The sequence below is a fragment of the Nakamurella sp. UYEF19 genome (assembly GCF_040546275.1).
GTDB lineage: Bacteria > Actinomycetota > Actinomycetes > Mycobacteriales > Nakamurellaceae > Nakamurella.
In genome coordinates, this window is sequence record NZ_JBEPNO010000001.1 from 330,865 (window position 1) to 351,087 (window position 20,223).

General features: G+C 68.3%; 16 protein-coding genes. 4 read left to right on the forward strand and 12 right to left on the reverse strand.

Annotated features, from left to right (window positions below; genetic code table 11):
• Positions 1–5 precede the first annotated feature (5 nt).
• Positions 6–1,721: a hydantoinase B/oxoprolinase family protein gene (locus ABIB25_RS01550; protein ID WP_354526639.1), complete on the forward strand. Its 1,716-nt coding sequence runs from the start codon at positions 6–8 to the stop codon at positions 1,719–1,721.
• Positions 1,718–2,914, forward strand: coding sequence for a metal-dependent hydrolase family protein (locus tag ABIB25_RS01555; RefSeq protein WP_354526640.1), 1,197 nt, complete (start codon positions 1,718–1,720; stop codon positions 2,912–2,914). The genes ABIB25_RS01550 and ABIB25_RS01555 overlap by 4 nt, the downstream gene beginning before the upstream one ends.
• 15 nt (positions 2,915–2,929) lie before the next feature.
• On the opposite strand, the gene ABIB25_RS01560 is transcribed toward ABIB25_RS01555, so the two are convergent.
• From ABIB25_RS01560 to ABIB25_RS01600, 9 genes are all read right to left on the reverse strand, one after another.
• Positions 2,930–3,679 (reverse strand): class I SAM-dependent methyltransferase, encoded by a 750-nt coding sequence (locus ABIB25_RS01560; RefSeq protein WP_354526641.1) that lies wholly within the window; start codon positions 3,677–3,679, stop codon positions 2,930–2,932.
• A 350-nt stretch (positions 3,680–4,029) separates the two neighbouring features.
• Positions 4,030–5,031, reverse strand: coding sequence for a proline racemase family protein (locus ABIB25_RS01565; RefSeq protein ID WP_354526642.1), 1,002 nt, complete (start codon positions 5,029–5,031; stop codon positions 4,030–4,032).
• 48 nt (positions 5,032–5,079) lie between these two features.
• Positions 5,080–6,543 (reverse strand): FAD/NAD(P)-dependent oxidoreductase, encoded by a 1,464-nt coding sequence (locus ABIB25_RS01570; RefSeq protein WP_354526643.1) that lies wholly within the window; start codon positions 6,541–6,543, stop codon positions 5,080–5,082.
• Entirely contained in the window at positions 6,524–6,814 is a 291-nt protein-coding gene (locus ABIB25_RS01575; RefSeq protein ID WP_354526644.1) for a (2Fe-2S)-binding protein, read from the reverse strand. Before ABIB25_RS01575 ends, ABIB25_RS01570 begins: the two co-directional genes overlap by 20 nt.
• Positions 6,811–7,980, reverse strand: a complete 1,170-nt coding sequence (locus ABIB25_RS01580) for an NAD(P)/FAD-dependent oxidoreductase (protein WP_354526645.1) — start codon at positions 7,978–7,980, stop codon at positions 6,811–6,813. The genes ABIB25_RS01575 and ABIB25_RS01580 overlap by 4 nt, the downstream gene beginning before the upstream one ends.
• Complete coding sequence (locus tag ABIB25_RS01585) at positions 7,980–8,960, reverse strand: ornithine cyclodeaminase family protein (RefSeq protein WP_354526646.1); 981 nt, start codon at positions 8,958–8,960, stop codon at positions 7,980–7,982. Before ABIB25_RS01585 ends, ABIB25_RS01580 begins: the two co-directional genes overlap by 1 nt.
• Positions 8,957–9,673: a GntR family transcriptional regulator gene (locus ABIB25_RS01590; RefSeq protein ID WP_354526647.1), complete on the reverse strand. Its 717-nt coding sequence runs from the start codon at positions 9,671–9,673 to the stop codon at positions 8,957–8,959. The genes ABIB25_RS01585 and ABIB25_RS01590 overlap by 4 nt, the downstream gene beginning before the upstream one ends.
• Entirely contained in the window at positions 9,673–11,193 is a 1,521-nt protein-coding gene (locus ABIB25_RS01595; protein WP_502919717.1) for an aldehyde dehydrogenase (NADP(+)), read from the reverse strand. Before ABIB25_RS01595 ends, ABIB25_RS01590 begins: the two co-directional genes overlap by 1 nt.
• On the reverse strand, positions 11,190–12,095 hold the full coding sequence (locus tag ABIB25_RS01600) for a dihydrodipicolinate synthase family protein (RefSeq protein WP_354526648.1): 906 nt from the start codon (positions 12,093–12,095) through the stop codon (positions 11,190–11,192). The genes ABIB25_RS01595 and ABIB25_RS01600 overlap by 4 nt, the downstream gene beginning before the upstream one ends.
• 186 nt (positions 12,096–12,281) lie before the next feature.
• On the opposite strand from ABIB25_RS01600, the gene ABIB25_RS01605 reads away from it, so the two are divergent.
• Together ABIB25_RS01605 and ABIB25_RS01610 are read left to right on the forward strand one after the other, a co-directional pair.
• Positions 12,282–13,673: an aspartate aminotransferase family protein gene (locus tag ABIB25_RS01605; protein ID WP_354526649.1), complete on the forward strand. Its 1,392-nt coding sequence runs from the start codon at positions 12,282–12,284 to the stop codon at positions 13,671–13,673.
• Between the two features lie 107 nt (positions 13,674–13,780).
• Entirely contained in the window at positions 13,781–16,822 is a 3,042-nt protein-coding gene (locus tag ABIB25_RS01610; protein ID WP_354526650.1) for a glycoside hydrolase family 2 TIM barrel-domain containing protein, read from the forward strand.
• Positions 16,823–16,906: 84 nt separating this feature from the next.
• Here ABIB25_RS01610 and ABIB25_RS01615 read toward each other — a convergent pair whose 3' ends face one another.
• From ABIB25_RS01615 to ABIB25_RS01625, 3 genes are all read right to left on the reverse strand, one after another.
• A complete protein-coding gene (locus ABIB25_RS01615; RefSeq protein WP_354526651.1) occupies positions 16,907–17,941 on the reverse strand; it encodes a Gfo/Idh/MocA family protein in 1,035 nt (344 codons plus the stop codon).
• Between the two features lie 14 nt (positions 17,942–17,955).
• A complete protein-coding gene (locus ABIB25_RS01620; RefSeq protein ID WP_354526652.1) occupies positions 17,956–19,119 on the reverse strand; it encodes a glycosyltransferase family 2 protein in 1,164 nt (387 codons plus the stop codon).
• 232 nt (positions 19,120–19,351) lie between these two features.
• A complete protein-coding gene (locus ABIB25_RS01625) occupies positions 19,352–20,215 on the reverse strand; it encodes a GGDEF domain-containing protein (RefSeq protein ID WP_354526653.1) in 864 nt (287 codons plus the stop codon).
• Between the last annotated feature and the right edge of the window lie 8 nt (positions 20,216–20,223).

The following is a 20,223-nucleotide window of genomic DNA, read 5'->3' on the forward strand; positions in this document are numbered from 1 at the left end:
TCCCCATGAGCGACGCGATCACCACCGAGATCATCCGCCACGGCCTCCTGGCCGGCGCAGAAGAGATGGCGCGCAACCTGTGTCGGACGGCCTACAACACGGTCGTCTACGAGATCCACGACTACGGCATCGGTATCCACGACGCCGCCGGCGATGTCGTCGCGGATGCGCCGGGCATCGCCGTGTTCACCCGCGGGAACGACCACGGCATCAAGGAGGCCATCAACTTCCTCGGCAAGGAGAAGATGCTGCCCGGCGACGTTTTCCTGTTGAACTACCCCTACTGGTCCTCGGCCCACACCCTCGACCCGCTGGTGTTCGCGCCGGTCCACTCGGGCGGCGAGATCATCGCCTTCGCCTCCTGCCGGATTCACGTGCTCGACCTGAAGCAGAAGGACCCGGGCTACGTGCTGGACTCCACCGACATGTACCAGGAGGGTCTGTTCTTCCCGGCCAGCAAGCTCTATCGCGGAGGCGAGCCGAACGAGGACATCTTCAACATCGTCCGCTACAACTCCCGGTTACCCGAACGCACCATCGGCGATCTGCAGGCTCAGGTGTCGGCCTGCTTCACCGGTGTCCGCCGCACACAGGAGATCGCTGCGAAGTACGGTACGCAGACCCTGGTGCAGGCGATGGAGGCGATCAACGATCATGGCGAGCGGTTGGCCCGCCTCGCCCTCGCGAAACTCCCGAAGGGTACCTGGACGGCCTTCGACTTCGTCGACTCCGACGGCATCGACCTGGATCGCTTGGTGAAGATGAATGTGACGGTCACCGTCGCGGACGAGGAGATGGTGATCGACTGGACCGGAAGCGAGCGTGATGTCCGCGGCCCGATCAATCTGCCCGTCGGGCAGACGGAGGCGTTCTGCAGCTTGATCTTCAAATCTCTCACGACGCCCGATACATCTGTGGTGGCAGGCAATTTCAGGCCGCTGCGGGTCATCACCGAACCGGGTTCGGTGATGCACGCGGTGCCGCCGATGCCGACCTTCACGCTGTGGACCGCGCTGATCGGCGGCGAGGTTGTGCTCAAGGCGCTGGCCCAAGGGATGCCCGATCTCGTTCCGGCCTGCTCCGGCGGTGACGTCTGCTCGATGATGGGTCTGGGCGTGAACCCCCGCAACGGCGAGGCATGGCTGGAGGCGACGAACGAGGCGGTCGGCTTCGGTGGTCATGCCGGGGGCGACGGGTCGGACGGCATCATGCACCTGAGCGAACCCGGTTGCCGCAACAACCCGGTCGAGGTGCTGGAGACCAAGTCGCCGATGTTCATCGAGTCCTACGGCTACCGGCCGGACAGCGGCGGCGCCGGGATGCACCGCGGTGGTGTGGGTGTCGGTCGGGTCTACCGGTTCACCGCTCCGTCGATCGGCATCTGCCTGGTCTACAAGACGAAGACCAAACCGTGGTCGATCGGCGGCGGTCTGGAGGGCGACAACAACCACATCATCCTCAATCCTGGGACGGAACGAGAAGTGGTGCAGGGGGGCAGCTACAACCACCTGGCGGCCGACGACGTCCTGGTCAACAACACCGGTGGCGGCGGTGGCTACGGAAACCCGTTGCTGCGCGAGCCCTCCCGGGTGGCCCATGACGTCCGCAACGGGTTCGTCTCGGTGTCCGCGGCCGGGCAGGATTACGGTGTGGTGGTGGATCCCACCAGCTTCGCCGTCGACGACCGTGCCACCGCCACCCGGCGGGAAGTCATGTCGTGAGCACTCTCTCGATCGTCAACGGGCTCGTCTTCGACGGTGTCTCCAGCGAGTTGACGCAGGGCACCGTGCATGTGGTCGACGGCCGGATCGCGTCGGTGAACGGCCCGGCACAACCGGCCGACCGGGTGATCGACGCGCGCGGCGGAACGGTGCTCCCCGGCCTCATCGACGCCCATTGCCACGCCTACGGCATCGATCTCAACATGCTTGCGCTGGAATCGAGGCCGCTGAGCTACGTGGCGCTGGCCGGTGCCCGCCGGCTGGCCAACTCTCTCGCCCGCGGGTTCACCACCATCCGCGATCCTTCCGGCGGAGACGCCGGCCTGGCGCGGGCGATCGCCGAGGGTCTGATCCCGTCGCCGCGTTACCTCTGGCTCGGAGCAGCATTGAGTCAGACCGGTGGGCACGGCGATGCACGCGGCCCCGACATGCAGGTGTGCGGCTGCGCGGCGCACACCTGCGAGGTGGTCGACGGCATCGACCCGCTACGGCGCGCGGTGCGCGACCGGTTCCGCCGCGGAGCTCATGCCATCAAGATCATGACCTCCGGCGGTGTGGTGTCGTTGACCGATCCGATCCGGATCCCGCAATACTCCCCGGAGGAGATCCAACTGGTGACGGCGGAGGCTGCCCGCCGCGGGAGTTACGTTGCGGCCCATGCCTACTCACCGGAGGCGATCATGCATTCGATCGACAACGGTGTGCGGACCATCGAACACGGCAACCTGCTGGATGCGGAGACGGCCGTCGCGATGGCCGCTGCGGGCGCGTTTCTCGTGCCGACGCTGGTCACCTATGACGCGATGGACCGCCGCGGCGGTGATCTCGGCATGGCCGCCATCTCCCGCCAGAAGAACAGCGAGGTGCTGGAGGCCGGCCGAAAGGCGGTGGAGCTCGCCCGCGGCGCCGGCGTGAGGGTCGGCTTCGGGACCGACCTGATGGGACCGCTGGAGGACGAGCAGCTCAATGGACTGCGGGTGCAGATCGAGGTGGACGGTGTTTTCCTGGCGCTGCAGTCGGCGACGTCCGTCAACGCCGACCTGATCCGCCGGCCGGACCTCGGGCGTGTGCAGGAGGGTTGTGCGGCGGACCTTCTCGTCGTCGACGCCGACGTGTCCCAGAAGCCGTCCGTGCTGTGGGACGGTCCGGAACATCGGACGGTGATCCAGGGCGGTACGGTCCTCGTGGGCTGAACTACGGTGCCTGCGTCAGTCGGAGCGCTGCAGGACGAAGGTGAACTCCTTGGCGTCGCGGCTCGCGCCGTTCCCGTCATCGTCGCGGACGTCGACGACGGCCAGACCCGCGTCGGCGGCGAGTTCACGGAACCCCGGTTGAGTGTGCCAGTGCAGGATCCACGGGCGCTCGACGACGGTGGCCCCATCGTCGGACCGACGCTCGTACCGCAATGTGGTTCGCTGCGTGCGTGCGTCGTCATCACGTTCCTCGGATTGCACCGACACCCGCAGAGTCGATCCGTCCGGTGCCGTCGCTTCCCGGATCTGGCCGAGCCGGTCGGTGGGTGTGGGGTCCGGGACGAAGAGGGGGATCAGCGCGGTGCCACCGTCGACCAGGTGCTTGCCGATACCCGTGAGGCCGCGCCGCGCTGCGTCGTCGTCGGGGAGGAGGTTGAACGTCGGGCCGGCCAGGAAGATCGAGCGATAGCGCCGGGGGAGATCCAGCTCCTCCATCTTCTGCCGGTAGAGCGTGACGTCGAGACTCTCGGCAGCGGCTCGGGCGCGGCATCTGACGAGCATGTCCTCCGAGGAGTCGACGCCGTCCACGTCCAGGCCGTCCCTGACGAGATCGAGAAGCGGTTCGCCGTCGCCGCAACCCAACTCGAGCGCCGGCTGCCCTGACTCCCGGATGAACCTGACGTACGGAGACGCCTGCTGCGTGAACGACTTCAGCGGACCATAGAGCTCCGCGACGATGCCTGTGTAGAAGTCAGCAGGTTCCATCCGACCATTATCGGTGTCTGTCAGGCCAGCCGGCGGGCGCTCGGGCGCCGGCGCCGGGAATCGCGCTCATGAAGTTGACGATTCCTGTCCCTCCTGTCCCATTTCCGCTACGTTGATGAGCGCCGTGGAAGTTGATAAGCGCGGGGTCAGGGGGCGTGGGCTGCCGCACCCAGGAGCGGAACGCTGCCGTACCACGGACTGTCCTGCAGCGGGGGCCACATGAGGTGGTCGTAGGTCCAGACCGGGGGGCCCCGGCCCGTTCCGCCTCGGCGTCGTCGTCGAGGAACTCGGCGGGTGGGTGGCGGTCGGGTAGCACCACGGCTGACAGTTCCAGACGGTTCGTCATGTGCTCAGAGCACGAATCCGCGGGGGAACGGATCGCGTGGATCGAGCATGTACTGCGCCGTCCCGGTCACCCAGGCCCGGCCGGTGATCGTCGGCGTGACGGTGGTGATCCCGTTCAGCTCACCCTCCTCCACCAGCCGGCCGATGAAGTGGGTACCGATGAAGGACTCGTTGTCGAAGTCGGTGTCCAGCGCCAGCTCTCCGCGCGCGTGCAATTGGGCCATGCGCGCGCTCGTCCCTGTTCCGCAGGGGGAGCGGTCGAACCAGCCGGGGTAGATGGCCATGGCGTGCCGGGAGTGCTTGGCGTCCGAACCCGGCGCGGCCAGGTAGACGTGGTGGCAACCGGTGATGCCGGGATTGCCGGGATGGACCGGCAGGTCCTGTTCGTCGATCGCGGCCATGATGGCCAGTCCGGCACGCAGGATCTCGTCCTTGTTCGCCCGACTGAACTCGATCCCGAGATCCTCCAGGTGAACGATCGCATAGAAGTTGCCGCCGAAGGCCATGTCGTACGAGACCTGGCCCCAGGGGGAAACTTCGACCTTTCGGTCGAGGCCCAAAGCGAAGGACGGCACGTTGGTGAGCGTGACCGACTCGGCCACCCGATCCTTCACCGCCACCCGAGCGACCACCAGACCAGCCGGGGTGTCCAATCGGATCGTGGTGACCGGCTCGGTGACCTCGACCATTCCGGTCTCCACCAGAACCGTTGCGACACCGATGGTCCCGTGTCCGCACATGGGCAGACAGCCGGACACCTCGATGAACAGGACGCCGTAGTCGGCGTCCGGTCGGGTGGGTGGTTGCAGGATTGCCCCGCTCATCGCCGCGTGGCCGCGTGGTTCGTTCATCAGCAGCTCGCGGACGTGGTCGAGGTGCTCGAGGAAGTACTCCCGACGTTCGAACATCGTCGCGCCGGGGATCACGCCGAAGCCGCCGGTGATCACCCGGGTCGGCATTCCTTCGGTGTGGGAGTCGACCGAATGGAAGACACGGTCAGTGCGCATGTCGGCAGAGGCCTTTCTGGTGGTGGAACAGCGATCGGGGATGACGTTTCATTCGATGCTGCGGTGGTGGGCCCTGGCCAGTTGTCCGAGGGTGATCGGTTGGGCGATCGGCCGGCCGGCCACCCCCTGCAGGTCCGCGACGGTCGGGGTGTGGCCGGCTCGGTCGGCGACCAGGCAACTGATGGCGTAGCCGCACACCCGACCCTGGCACAGGCCCATCCCCGGACGTGAGTAGAGCTTGACCGCCCGCGGGTCCCCAGCTCCGAGTTCGGTGATCGCCTCGGTGATCTCGCCGACGGTGACTTCTTCGCAGCGGCAGACGATGGTGTCCTCGTCCGGCCAGTCCATCCACCCCGGCCGCACCGGGAAGGCTTCCAGCAGCGCGGTGGCGAATTGATGCCGCGCCGTACGAGTACGTCGCAGCCGTCCGGCCGTCCGGCCGTCCGTCGGGGCGTGACCCGTGGCGGCCGCAGCGGATCGGCCGGCGATCTCGCCCTCGACCACGCACAAAGCTGCCCCGCCGACCCCGGTCGCCTCGCCCGCGACGTAGACGCCAGGGGAACTGCTGAGCTGGTCCGCGTCGACCACCGCGACCAGACTGCCGTCGAAGTCCAGTCTGGTCGAGCAGCCCAGCTGTACCGCAAGCTCGAGCTGCGGGGTGAAACCGTAGCCGACGGCCAGGGTGTCGCAGTCGATCTCCTGCTCGGAACCGTCGATGACGCGCCAGTCGCGGTCCAGCTTGGCCGTCACCACGCCGGTGAGCGACTCCGCACCGCGTGCCCTCACCACCGCGGTGTGGGTCCGGTAGGGGATACGGTGTCGAGCGAGAATCCTGGTGTAGTGGGCACCTTCACCCAGTTTGGTCAGATTGCGGGCGAGGGCCACCGGATGTCGGGCGAAGGAGGTCGGCGCGCCGCCGGCCTCGAAGACCCCGACCACCTCGGCGCCGCCCTCGGCCAGGCCCGCCGCCACTGCCAGCAGGAAGACGCCGGTGCCGGCCACGACGATCCTGGAACCGGCGAGCACGCCCTGCCCCTTGAGCAGTGCCTGCGCCGCGCCGGCGGTGAAGACTCCAGGGACGGTCCAGCCCGGGAACGGCAGCTGACGGTCGTAGGCACCGGTGGCGACGATCACCGTGCGCGCCAGGATGACCCGCTCGCCGTCACCGGTGGTCATGTTGACCCGGAACATCGGCCCTGGCAGCGTTTCCACCTGCCAGACCGAATGACCCGCAAGATGTTCGATGCGTTCGGCCCGTCGCTCGATGGCCTGTTCCAGGCTCTGGTAGGTCGACCACCCGGTGTGATGTTTCCCGTCGTCGCCGTGCCGGTGCCGCCAGTACTGGCCACCGGTCCGCTTGCCGGCGTCGACCAGTGCGACCCTTGCCCCGGCCGCGGCGGCCGATCCGGCCGCGGCCAGCCCGGCCGGTCCGGCGCCGAGCACGGCCACGTCGAAGAAGTCCTGATCGAAACCGCTATCAGGCAAAGCGTTTTCAGCCGGCGAGGTCGGCATGCCCTGCCCCTTCCTGGGTGACGACGACATCGCCGGGCTGGACGTCGATCAGGCACGCGCGGCGGCTGGGTCGACCGTTGACGGTGACGAGGCAGTCGAAGCAGATCCCGATGCCGCAGAAGATGCCGCGGGGCGCGCCGTTGATGCGGGTGGTTCGCCAGGAACGGTGTCCCGCGGCGATCAATGCGGCACCGATGGACTGCCCTTCGACGGCAGTCAGCGCCACGCCGTCGAACGAGAACTGGATCGTGGCCTTGCTCGTCCCGCTCATCGCGCGGCGACCTCCTCAAAGCGGTGCGGGCGGAAGGGCTGGAGGTCGATGGCGGTCGACGCTCCGATGATGATCTGGGAGATCAGCAGTCCGGTTCCCGCAGAGAGCCCGATGCCGGCGCCTTCGTGTCCGGTCGCCTGGATCAGGCCGGGGGCCCGAGGGTCGTTTCCGATGACGGGGAGGTGGTCAGGGCAGTACGGACGGAATCCGAGATACGTGCGCAGCAGCGTGACGTCGGCCAGGAACGGGAAGACCTCGACCGCCTGGGCGGCGAGTTTGCGCACGACCGGCAAGGACATGGTGCGGTCGAACCCGACCCGTTCCCGGCTGGCCCCGATCAGCACCGAACCGGCCCTGGTTCCTTCGACCACCACGGAGGTCTCCAGGCCGGCATCACTGCTGGCGACGTTCGCGACGTACTCGGCCGTGTAGACCTTGTGGTGCACGACCTCGGGCAACGGCTCGGTGACGAGGATGAATCCCCGGCGCGGTAGCACGGGGATCGGTGCGCCGGCCATGTCCGCGATCTGCCCGGCCCAGGTGCCGGCGGCGTTGATCACCCACCGTGCCGGGATCGTCGGCTGCGTCGTGGAATCGGTCCGGACGGCGGTGATGGCACCGTCCCGGCCACGGGCGAATCCGGTGACCGAGGTGCCGGTGATCACGCGGGCACCGGTCCGGCGGACGTGGCGGATGATCTGAGCAGTGGCGAGCATCGGCTGGATCTGGCTGTCCTGGGGGTAGAACGCCCCGCCGGCCGCGGCGCGGGTGACGTTCGGTTCGAGCTCGATCAGGTCGTCGAGGGACAGGTCCACGGACTCGATCCCGGCATGGCGCTGGTGGGCGGCGAAGCCGCGCAGGGCCGTCGCGGTCGACTCGCTGGTGGCCACCACGACGCCGCCCTTGCGCTGGTACTCGAGTCGGTGCGCGCCGATCTCTTCGGCGATCTCCGTCCAGAGCCGGGAGGACAGCAGGGCCAGGTCCAGTTCCGGCCCAGGTTCCTTGTCCGACAACAGGATGTTGCCTTCGCAGGAGGCGGTGGTGCCACCCCCGATCGGCCCGCGCTCGACGATTGTCACGTCGAGCCCGGCCTTGCTGCAGTAGAACGCACAGGCGGCGCCGACCACGCCGGCGCCGATGATCACCACGTCGGTGGAGGCCGCCATCAGGTGGCCCGGTCGAGAACATGCGACCTGCCTAGGATGGGCCACCTGTCGAGCCAGGCCGCCTTGGCGGCCTCGGCGACGGCGAGGTCCTGCCATCCCATGCCGACGCTCTTGAACACCGAGATACCGTGATGCCGGTCCGCGCTCAGCATCTCGGTCATGTCGACGAGGCTACCGACGTCGAGGACGCCGGCGGCGACCGCCAGGATCACATCGCCGGCTTCCCGGAGCGCCGTGGTGCGCTCCTCGACCACCACCCGGTCGGCGCGGGCGAAGACCTGTGCGTCCAACTCCCGGCCGGTGGGCGAGTGCGAACCGACCGACACCACGCAGGCGTGGTCGGACAACAACGAGCCGTCGAAGAGCGGTTGGTCGGAAGTGGTGGCGCAGACGACGATGTCGGCCTCCCGCACCGCGTCCGCAGTGCCGGCGGAGGCGTTGAACCCCTCGCCGCGCAGGCGGGACACCAGGTCCGCCGCCCGTTCCAGGGTTCGTGCAACGACCCGGACGTCGCGCAGGGCGCGGACCGAGTTGACGGCCTGCACGTGGGCGTAGGCCTGCGGGCCGGTGCCGAAGACGGTCAGCGACGCCGCGTCCTGGGCGGCCAGGTACCGCACGGCGAGGGCAGAGACCGCCGGTGTGCGCAGCGAGGTCAGGGCCAGCCCGTCGATCAACAGCTGCGGGGCGAGGGTCGTCGCGTCGAAGAAGACGTAGACGCCCTGGATGCGGGGAAGACCCAGCCGGGCATTGGCCGGCGCGATGCTCACCAGTTTGACGCCGACCGCCTCGTCGGATTCCGCCGGCATCACGAGGATCTCGCCGTTGGCGGCCGGGACGGAGGTGCGGGCCGGGCCGGCGGACAGATCCCGGCCGTGCCGCAGAGCGTGTTCGATTGCAGCGATGGCCGCGTCCCAGGACACCAGTGAAGCCAGGGTGATCCCGTCGAGAAAGGGCAGAGAGGTGAGAACGGGCGCTGTCACTGGTAGCTTCCGTGCGGTGTGCTGACAGCCGCCGACATGCCTGCGGCAGCATCGAGCACATCGGAACCCCAGTCGGTCCGGATGTGCTCCAGGTGCTCGATCATGAGCTGCCGGACCCGTTCGGAGTCACCGGCGACCAGTGCGTCGACGATGTGCAGGTGGGACTGCGCCGTCCGGACGAGCTCGTCGGTGCCGAGTTGGGTGGTCAGCCGGAGCTGACGGGTCTGGTCGCGCAGGGACTTGACCGTCGAGGTGAGCCGATGGTTGCCCAGGATGCGCAGCAGGCTGAGATGGAAGACCAGGTCGGCCTCGAGGTAGGCGACGACATCGCCGGACGCGACCGCCCCCACGATGTCGTCGGCCAGGCCGCGGAACTCGGCCTCCCGGGCGAGGACCTCGGCATGGCCGGAAAGCCCGACCATGCTGGGGATCTCGAGAAGCGCCCGCATCTGGTAGATCTCCTGAAGATCCTGCTCGCCGAGCGGCAGGACGCGGTACCCGCGGTTGCGGACGGCTTCCATCACGCCCTGGTCGACCAGCGTCAGCAGGGCCTCCCGGACAGGACTCGTCGACACGCCCAGTTCGGCGGCGATGGACGCCGCCGAATACAGCTGCCCCTCGACCAGGTCTCCGGTGATCAGGTTCTTGCGCAGGATGGCAAGGACCTTGTCCTTGAGGCTCGATTGCTCGATCCGACCACCGAAGGCCTGCATCAGTACTCCGAGCCGCGCTGGACCAGGACGCCGTCGACCCGCTGCGGGATGCCCTCGGCGTTGCTGTCCTGCAGTGCTGCCGGCAGCAGTGCCGTTGGAAAACCCTGGTAGGCAACAGGTCGGAGGAACCTGGTGATCGCCGCGGTGCCGACCGACGTGCTCGAGGGCGCGGTGGTCGCCGGGTACGGGCCGCCGTGCTGCTGGGCGTGCGTGACGCTGACCCCGGTCGGCCACTGGTTCCAGAGAAGACGCCCGGCCTTGCCGGCCAGCAGCCGGACCAGTTCCGGGACGACCGCGTCGTCCGGCTCACCGGCGATGGTGGCCGTCAGCTGGCCGTCCAGACTCCGGGCGGCGGCCAACAGTTCGGACTCGTCGGAGTAGGTGACCAGCAGGACGGTCGGACCGAAGCATTCGGTCAGCAGCGTGTCCGGATCCGCCAGCAGCGCAGCGATTCCGGTGACCAGGATGGTGGGCCCGGGTGGATCCTCGCCCTCGTAGTTCGTCGGCACCCCGGACGGACCGCCGGCCAGCACGCTCACCTCCGGGTGGTCGGCAAGATCGGCGAGCACCGCGGTGTACCCGGCCTGGATCCGGCTGTTCAGCATCGGAGCGGGCGCCGGAAGCGTCATCGACACGAGATGCTCGATGACCGAGGACTTCTCGGGGACGAGGACGACACCGGGCTTGGTGCAGAACTGCCCGGCGCCCAGGGTGAAGGAATCCAGCAGACCGCGGGCGATCGCTTCCGCGCGCAGCTCGGCGGCTGCCGCGGTGACGAAAACCGGGTTGACACTGCCCATCTCGGCGAAGAACGGGATGGGCTCCGGCCGGGAGTTGGCCAGGTCGAACAATGCGCGGCCACCGGCGATCGAGCCGGTGAACGAACCGGCCTTGACGCGCGGATCGGTCAGCGCCTGTCGTCCGGCCCCGTCGCCGACGATCAGCGCGAAGACACCGTCGGGGGCACCCGCGTCGGCCAGGGCCGCGGTGACGAGTCGGGCCGTCAGGACGGAGAGCGCCGGGTGCCCGGGGTGGGCCTTGAGGATCACCGGGCAGCCGGCGGCCAGGGCGGAGGCCGTGTCGCCACCGGCGACGCTGAACGCGAACGGGAAGTTGCTGGCCGCGAAGATCACCACCGGCCCGACGGGTTCCAGGACGCGTCGAAGATCGGGGCGGGGAGCGCCCATCGGCCACTGCGGGTCGGCATGGTCGATCTGGGCGTCCAGGAACGCACCATCGGCGAGGACCTCGCCGAACAGGCGGAGCTGGAACGACGTCCGCTTCACCTCACCGCGCAACCGCGGCTCACCGAGATGGGTTTCGGCGATTGCGATCCGGACGAGCTCGTCCACGTGGGCATCGAGTGAATCGGCGACGGCGTCGAGTGCCCGGCGCCGCTGCGCCGGTGTGGTGGCAGCCCACACCTCCGCGGCCGCAGCGGCGGCGTCGACCACCGCCGTGACCGTCGGATCGGCGGTCGTGGTGAGCACCGTGGATGCTGCCGGAAAGCTGGAGGTCACAGGTAACCCTTGGCCAGGGCGGCCTCGGTGTCCTTGGTGATCTGAGCGGCCGTTTCCGGGGACAGCGGGGAACGCGGGGGCCGGCAGATGCCGCCCTTGCGCCCGGCGACGTCCATCGAGAGCTTGATCGCCTGGACGAATTCGTGCTTGGAGTCCCAGCGGAGCAGCGGGTGCAGATCGCGGTAGACGACCAGGGCCTTCGCCCAGTCGGCCGGGTCGGCCGAGGTCGATAGTTGGTAGAGCTCCAGGCTGCCCTTGGGCAGCGCGTTCGGGTAGCCGGCGACCCAGCCGACGGCACCGTTGATGCCCAGTTCCAGCAGCACGTCGTCAGCGCCGATGACGACGTCGAGTTCCGGCGCCAGTTCCTTGATCTGGTAGGAGCGGCGGACGTCGCCGGAAAATTCTTTCACGGCCACGATGAGGCCCTCGCCGTGCAGGCGGGCCAGCAGCTCGGGCACCAGGTCGATCTTGGTGTCGAACGGGTTGTTGTAGGCCACGATCGGAAGCCCGACCTTGGCGATCACGCGGTAGTGGTCGACGACGGCGTCGGGTCCGGCCTTGTAGACGTTCGGCGGAAGCGCCAGCACCGACTGGGCGCCGGCCTCCGCGGCCTGCTCGACCCAGCGCAGGGACTGGTGGCTGGAGTACGCGGCGACACCGGGCATCACGCCGAATCCCTCGGGCGCGGCCTCGACTGCGGTGGTGACCACGCGGGCACGCTCGTCATCGGACAGGGTCTGGTACTCACCGAGCGAACCATTGGCGGCCACACCGTGCATTCCGTTCGCCGCCAACCACGCGACATGCTCGGCGTAGCTGTCGAAGTCGACCGACAGGTCGTCGTTGAACGGCAGCGCGGCCGCGACGTAGACGCCGTGCCACGCCTTCTTCTGGTCCGTCATGGTGCTGTTCTCCTTCTTGCTTCGTCTCGTCGAAGCCGTGTCCGGTATTATGGGTGAGGTCTGGCGGGTGAAACACGCTCACGTTCTCGGTGATACGTAACATATTACCTGAACGGCAGATTGGCAAGACCCAGATCTCAGCGGCCCGTCATGGACGCGGCTGACGCGCGGCCTACGGTCTCCTGCATGACCTCCCCGACTTCCTTGATCTCCGCTGCCGAGCCCGCCGCTCCCGGGACCACGCCCGCTCGCGGTACTGCTCCCGCGTCCGGCACCGCCGAGCAGTTCTGGGCCGACGCCGATCGCCACCTGATCCGGTACGGCGCGACGTTCACGCCGGAGATCATCGAGCGGGCGGCCGGCAGCTTCCTCTGGACCGAGAGCGGCCGGAAGATCCTGGACTTCACCTCGGGCCAGATGAGCGCCATCCTCGGCCACTCGCACCCCGAGATCGTCGCCACGGTGCGAAAGTCGATCGGCACGCTCGACCATCTGTTCAGCGGCATGCTGTCCCGGCCGGTGGTCGACCTGGCGCGGCGTGTGGCGGATTCACTGCCCGATCCGCTGGAGAAGGTGCTGCTGCTGACCACCGGCGCCGAGTCGAACGAGGCGGCGCTACGGCTGGCGAAACTGGTCACCGGCAAGTTCGAGACGGTGTCCTTCAGCGGGTCATGGCACGGGATGACCCAGGGCGCGGCCGCCGCCACCTACAGCTCCGGTCGCTACGGCTACGGTCCGGTCGCGCCCGGCAACCTGGCCATCCCGACACCCAACCCGTATCGCCCTGACTTCGTGACCGACGGGACGTTCGACTGGAGGCGCCAGCTGGACCATGCCTTCGGGATGGTCGACGCACAGTCGGTCGGCAGCCTGGCCGCCTGCATCGTCGAACCGATCCTGAGCTCAGCCGGCATCATCGAGCCGCCGCTCGGCTACCTCCCTGCACTGAAGGCCAAGTGCCGTGAGCGCGGGATGCTGCTGATCCTGGACGAGGCGCAGACCGGGCTGTGCCGGACCGGGGACTGGTATGCGTTCCAGCGGGAGGGTGTGGTGCCGGACATCCTGACGCTCTCGAAGACCCTCGGTGCGGGGCTCCCGCTGGCAGCCGTGGTGACGAGCGCGGAGATCGAGCAGACGGCCCGCGATCGTGGGTTCCTGTTCTTCACCACCCATGTTTCCGATCCGTTGGTCGCGGCGGTGGGCAACACGGTGCTCGACGTCCTCGAACGCGAGCAGATGGATGTCCAGGTGCAGGCCAAGGGGGCCCAGCTGCGGGCCGGGCTGCTCGAGATCCAGTCGAGACACCAGGCGGTGGGCGATGTCCGGGGTCGCGGACTGCTGCACGGCGTCGAACTGGTGCTGGATCGCGACACGAAGGAGGGGTCGGACGTGTTGGGCGCCTGGGTCACCAGGCGGTGCCTCGAGCTCGGTCTGCACATGAACGTGGTCCAGCTGCGCGGGATGGGCGGCACGTTCCGGATCGCCCCGGCCCTGACGAGCACGCCGGAGGAGATCGCCCTCGGCCTGGAGATCCTGGACCAGGCGATCGGCGAGGCGGAGGGCGCTCACCTGGCGTAGCCGATCGCCTTCCAGCGGCCCGCCGGCAACGACGAGGACCTGGCCACACTGCTCGGCGCTTCCCTCTGCGAACGAGCGCCCCCGAGGCGTCCCCCTAGACTCCGAAGATGACTTCAGCGAGGGAACGACCGCGGCAGGATCGCGACGGTGCAAGGCACCTCGACTCGAGCGAGATCGCCTCGGTGGAAAGCGTCCTGCCCGGTGAGGGTCGCCTCGCCCCACGGTCCTGGTGGGATTCCGACGCGCCGTCGCTGCTCCTGGACGGGTCGTGGAAGTTCCACTTCAGCCCGGACGCCGCCGGCCTGACGATCGGCTTCGAGGAGCCCGGGCACGACGATGCGGAGTGGGATCTGCTGCCGGTCCCGTCGGTCTGGCAACTGGCCGGGCTTCCGGCGAAGCCGCGGTACAGCCCGCCGGCCTACACCAACGTCATCTATCCGTTCCCGGTCGATCCGCCGCATGTCCCTGACGCGAATCCGACGGGGGAGTACCGGGTCTCCTTCGACGGTCCGGAGGGCTGGCCCGCCGGCCGCCGGGTGCTGCGGTTCGAAGGGGTCGACTCGCACGCCACGGTGTGGCTCAACGGCGTCCTGCTGGGTTGGTCGACGGGTAGCCGGCTCGCCGCGGAGTTCGACGTCACCGACGTGCTCCGGCCGGGCGAGAACGTCCTGGCTGTCCGGGTGCGGCAGTGGTCGGCGGCCTCGTACCTCGAGGACCAGGACATGTGGTGGGTCTCGGGCATCTTCCGTTCGGTCTCCCTGCTGTGCCGCCCGGCCGGCGCGCCGTCGGATGTGTTCGTGCATGCGGATTTCGAAGCGGCCACCGGAACAGGCGTGCTCACCGTTGACGCCACCGATGCGGCTGGGTCGCCGGTCGCCGGTCGGCTGGATTTCCCCGATCTCGGGCTCGCCGGGGCGGACGCCGCGGTGGCCCACCCCCTGCCGGGGGTTCGGCCGTGGACTGCGGAAACGCCTGTCCTGTACGACGGCACCCTGACGTCCGACACCGAGGTGATCACGCTGCGGGTCGGGTTCCGCCGGGTCGAACTGCGTGACGGACTGCTTCAGGTGAACGGCGTGCCGCTGCTGCTGCGTGGCGTGAACCGTCACGAGTGGGACCCGGAGACCGGTCGGACGATCAGCCTGGAGACGATGCGTCAGGACATCGCGTTGATGAAGCAGCACAACATCAATGCCGTCCGCACCAGTCACTATCCGCCGGACCGCCGGTTCCTCGACCTGTGCGACGAATGGGGTCTGTGGGTGATCGACGAGTGCGATCTTGAGACCCACGGTTTCTTCCTCAACGAGTGGCGGAACAACCCGAGCGACGAACCGATGTGGCAGCCCGCGCTCCTGGACCGCATGCAGCGCACCGTGGAGCGGGACAAGAACCATCCGAGCATCATCCTGTGGTCGCTCGGCAACGAATCCGGGGTCGGCCGGAACCTCTCGGCGATGGCCAGGTGGGTCAAGTCCCGGGACTCCTCGAGGCTGGTGCACTACGAAGGTGACTGGGACAGCGGTGATGTCGACGTCTACAGCCGGATGTACGCGGACGTCCCCGAGGTCGAGCAGATCGGATTGCTGACCGAGAGCGCCGCCGCCACCGACGAACTCGACGCCCATCGACGATCCCTGCCATTCCTGCTGTGCGAATACGCGCACGCCATGGGAAACGGTCCCGGTGGACTGACCGAGTACCAGGACCTCTTCGACGCCCACCCCCGGCTGCAGGGCGGTTTCGTCTGGGAATGGCTGGACCAGGCCATCACCGCCCGCAACGCCGACGGGGACGACTACTTCGCCTACGGTGGGGATTTCGGTGAGCCGGTGCACGACGGGAACTTCATCACCGACGGCCTGCTGTTCCCCGATCGCACCCCGTCGCCGGGTCTGCTGGAGTTCAAGAAGGTCATTGCGCCGGTCAAGCTGACCATCGATCCGCAGACGCGGGCGGTGCGCATCGACAACCGGCACGATTTCCTGGATACGTCGGGATTCACCCTCGACTGGCTACTGGAGGACAGCGGCGCCCGGGTGGACAGCGGCACCATGGCGATGCCGCTGCTGGCCGCCGGCGAATCCGCCACCGTCGGGTGGCCGGCGGAGTTGACCGCTGCCGCGGCTCTGCTCCCGGCTGGTACGACACCCCCCGGAACCCATGGCGAACGGTGGATCTCGGTCACCGCGAGGTTGGCAGCCGACCAGCCCTGGGCCACGGCCGGCCACGAGATCGCCTGGCAGCAGGCGCAAGTCGAGTTCCCAGCCGGTCCCGACCGCCGGCTCGCCGCACCATCGAGTGCGCGACAGTCCAGGCACGGGTCCATCGGCCCGGTCACCATCGACCCCCGGACCGGGCTGCTCGCCGCCGTTGGCGACCTCGCCGTGCACGACGCCAGGGTCACGCTCTGGCGGGCCCCGACGGACAACGACCACGGCATCCCGCACACCGAACGGGACACCGGCAAGAGCATGGACACCCGTTGGCGCGCAATGGGTCTGCACCGATTACAGCACAAGCTGATCGACCTGGAGGTGGGCGATCAGGAGATCACCTCGACCTACCACGTCGGTCCAGCTGGATCCGACCAGAGGGCCGTGGTGGCATACCGCTGGACCAGTGCCGAGCCTGACGAGGCGCATCTGGCCATGAAGGTGGACCCGCCGGCCGGGTGGCCGGTCCTGCCGAGAGTCGGTCTGGCGCTCGAATTGCCTGGCCGCCTGCAGCATCTCGACTGGTTCGGTCTCGGCCCGGGAGAGGCCTACCCGGACACCACGACCGCGGTGCGGGTGGGGCGATTCGCCTCCGACCTCGCCGGTCTGCAGACGCCCTACGTGTTCCCCCAGGAGAACGGCAACCGGCGGTCGGTCCGCTGGGCGAGCCTGACCGACTCCGGGGCCGGCATCCTGCTGATCGGAGACCCCTTGATCGATGTCACCGTGCGGCCCTGGAGTTCGGCGGCATTGGCGGAGGCCCGTCATCCTGACGAACTGACTCCCGACGGGTTCGTTCACCTCGACATCGACGCGGCTGTCGGCGGGGTGGGCACTGCGGCGTGCGGACCCGGTGTGCTGCCGGCCTACGAGATCACCGGACCGGTCACCCTCCAGCTGCGACTGCGCCTGGTCGGGGCCGACGAGGGCTGACGGGCGAACCTGACCGGCGTGCGCGTCTGAAACTACCGGCAGGGCTGTCTTTCCCGACGCGCGGCCTACTTTCCGATGCCCGGGTCAGGGATGGACGACGCCCAGGTCGGACAGCGCGCCGGTGAGGATCCGCATCATCGACAGGGAGTCGCGATGCGGCATCACCGGGCTCTCGATCTCGCCGGCACGTACCCGGGCCTGCACCTCGCGGAGCTGCGGAAGGTACCCCGCACCCTCGATCTCGGCGGTCAGGACCTCGGGTTCCGCATCGGCAAGGTGCAGCGTCATCAGGCGTGGGGCCAGCGCGTTCGCGGCGATCTCGACCCGACCCAGCGTGCCGATCACGGTGGCGGTGTTGGATCCCTGCGCGCGCATGGTGCAGGTCCCGATCCCGGACACCGCGTCCGGGTATCGGAACAGCAGGGTGGCGGTGTCGTCGACACCGTTGGGGGCGAGGCCGCCGAACGTCGTCACGGAATCCGGATCGCCCAGCAGCGACTGGATCATCGACACGGGGTAGGGGCCGAGGTCCAGCAGTGCTCCGCCGCCCTGAGCCGGGTCGAAGAGGCGATGCCGGGGGTCGTACGGGAACCGGAAGCTGAAATCGTCGACGACCTGGCGGATCTCGCCCAGTGCCCCGGATCCGATCAGCGCGCGCAGCCGCACGTGCAGCGGGTTGAACCGCGACCAGACCCCTTCCATCAGGAAGGTCCGGTGCTTCGTCGAGGCTGCCACCATGGCCTCCGCGTCGGGGTAGTGCACAGTCATCGCCTTCTCGACCAGCACGGCGGTGCCGGACTCCAACGCAGGGATGGCCGCCTCGTGATGCACCGCGTGCGGGGTCGCGACGTAGAGAACGTCGATCTCCGGCAGCATGTCGGCCAGCACGGAGTAGACCGTGATCGCGGGTCGGGATCCTTCGTCCGGGATGGTCAGGCCGGCGGCGTAGGCCGCGCCGCGCTCCGCTGACCGGGAGCACACGGCGACCAGTTCGGCATCGGGCAGCAGGAGCAGATCGGACATCACCGTGTGGGCGATGCCGCCGGTGCCGACCACGCCCCACCGCAGCGGGTGCTCGCGTTCGGCGACGTAGGTGGCCGGTGGTGCGTAGCTCGGCATGCTGGTTCCGGTGCTCAGTGACTCGACCGCTGGGGACTCGACCGCTGGGCCATGGCCGCCAGCGCCTGTTCCCGGCCCATCTCCTGCGCCTCGGTGAGCGAGATGTAGTCGCCCACCCGCCCGAATCTCATCTTCTTGGTGTGTTCGAGGGTGTCCTCGATGAGCATTCGATTGGTACGGATGAGGTCGGCGGTGATCCCGATGATGATCGACAGGAATCCGACGATCAGCGACACCGCGCCGACCACGATCGACTGGAGGTGCTCGCCGGTGTCACCGGTCAGCCGCAGGATGCCGTAGCGGGCGAAGAAGTAGGCGCCGAGCAGTCCGAAGATGGTCGCGAAGAAGGAGAAGATGGCCCATGGCTTGTACATGATGTACGAACGGACGATGGCACCGGCCGACTTCATGATGTGCTCGCGCATCGACTTGAACAGGCGGGACTCACGGGTCTTGGGGTTGGTGACGACCGGGATGCTGGCGATCTTCAACTTCTTGTTGCCCGCCTGGATGATCGTCTCCATGCAGTACGAGAACCGGGTGATGGTGTTGAGCAGCATCAGGCTGTCGCGCGAATAGGCACGGAAGCCGCTGGCCGCGTCGGGCAACTTGGTACCGGCTGCCTTGTTCACCACGCCGCTACCGAAGTTCTGCAGCATCACCTTGAACTTGGAGAAGTGCTCGACCAGATGTACCTGCCGGTCGGCGATCACGATTTCGGCCTCACCACGCAGGATCGGCTGGACCAGGTCACCGATCCGCTCCTGGGGGTACTGGTTGTCGCCGTCGGTGTTCACCAGGATGTCAGCGCCGAGTTCCAGTGCCTTCTGCGCGCCGTCGTGGAACGAACGGCCGAGACCGCGGTTGCGGGCATGCCGGACGAAGTGCGTCACACCGTGGGCCCTGGCCACCTCCACGGTCCGGTCGGTCGAGCCGTCGTCGATGATCAGCACGATGATCTCGGCAACGCCGGGGATCGATTTCGGAATCGTCGACAGGACCATCCCGAGGGTCTCCTCCTCGTTCAGACAGGGCACCTGCACCACGAGGCGGACACCCGGCTTCGGGCTGCTGCCCAGCGTTTCGGCAGGAGCTCCGACCTGTGGCGAGGCATCGATTCCCGCGGTCGGCGACCAGGCGGTGGTGGCCTCCAGGGCCGGAGAATCGGTGGCACTCATGGGTGACTCCTGCTCTGCCGCGGTGGCCCGGCGGCGCCGGCCGGGAGGGGACCCGGTCGACACCGATGACCCTGCGACCTCGTGACGGTGGCTCGATGACGGCGTGGTGGACGCAGCCGGAAGACGAAGGGGCCGCAACGAAAGGGTAAACCGTTCCATGCTCGTTGCCGAAAGGCTCGCTCGGCAGTGGAGGCCGCCCTCCACCCTCGCCCGAGCGATCGCAAGGCTGCGGTCAGCCTTGCGCCGGCCCGACCTGCGGCGGCCTGCGGGATTCGCGCCGGACCCGGTAGAGGTCTGCATCAGCTCGGGCGATGAGATCGGTGCTGGTGTCACCTGGTCGTAGTTCGGCCAGTCCGACCGATACCGACCAGAGGTGGGTTGCTACGGCCAACATCTCGTTGACCTGCAGAAACCGCCCTCTCGCCGCTGCAAGCGGGATGCCGGGGACGACGCAGAGGAACTCGTCCCCGCCGAACCGGACGACGAGATCGTCGGGACGGAGCATCTCCCGCAGCGTGTGCGCGACCTCCCGCAGGACCAGGTCACCGGCCGAGTGGCCCCGCGAGTCGTTGATCTTCTTCAGGGAATCGACATCGACGAAACCCAGGACGAGTGATCTACCCGACCGTCGACTTCTGACCACCTCGCTCTCCAGTCGGAGCAGTCCGGCGCTCCGCGAGTACACGCCGGTGAGTTCGTCCTGGGCCGCCATGTCACGGTCGTCGGCCGCCGAGCCCCGGTCCGCTCTTGCGCTGTCCCGATCACGTCCTGCCTGGCCGCGGTCACTACCGGCCCAGGCCCGCTCGAGGGCGGCTGCAGTGCGCAACTTCCTCAGGTCGTCGAAACTGGGTGTCGTCTGGAGTTCCAGGCCGCGGACGTCGGAGGCTGCGCCGTCCCGGTCCAGGGCGTCGTTCAGCTGGTCGCGAAGGTTCGCTGCTCGATCCCGGGCATCGCCGGCCACGTCCCGGCGGCTGGCGGCCCGGTCCCGCCCGGCTCCGGAGTCCTCGTCCGGTTCGGTCTGGGAGGAAACTTCCGGGCCGACGAGATCCTGACCGACGCGAGGCCCGGGTCCGTGCGCAGCACCGCCTTCGATCACCGAAACGC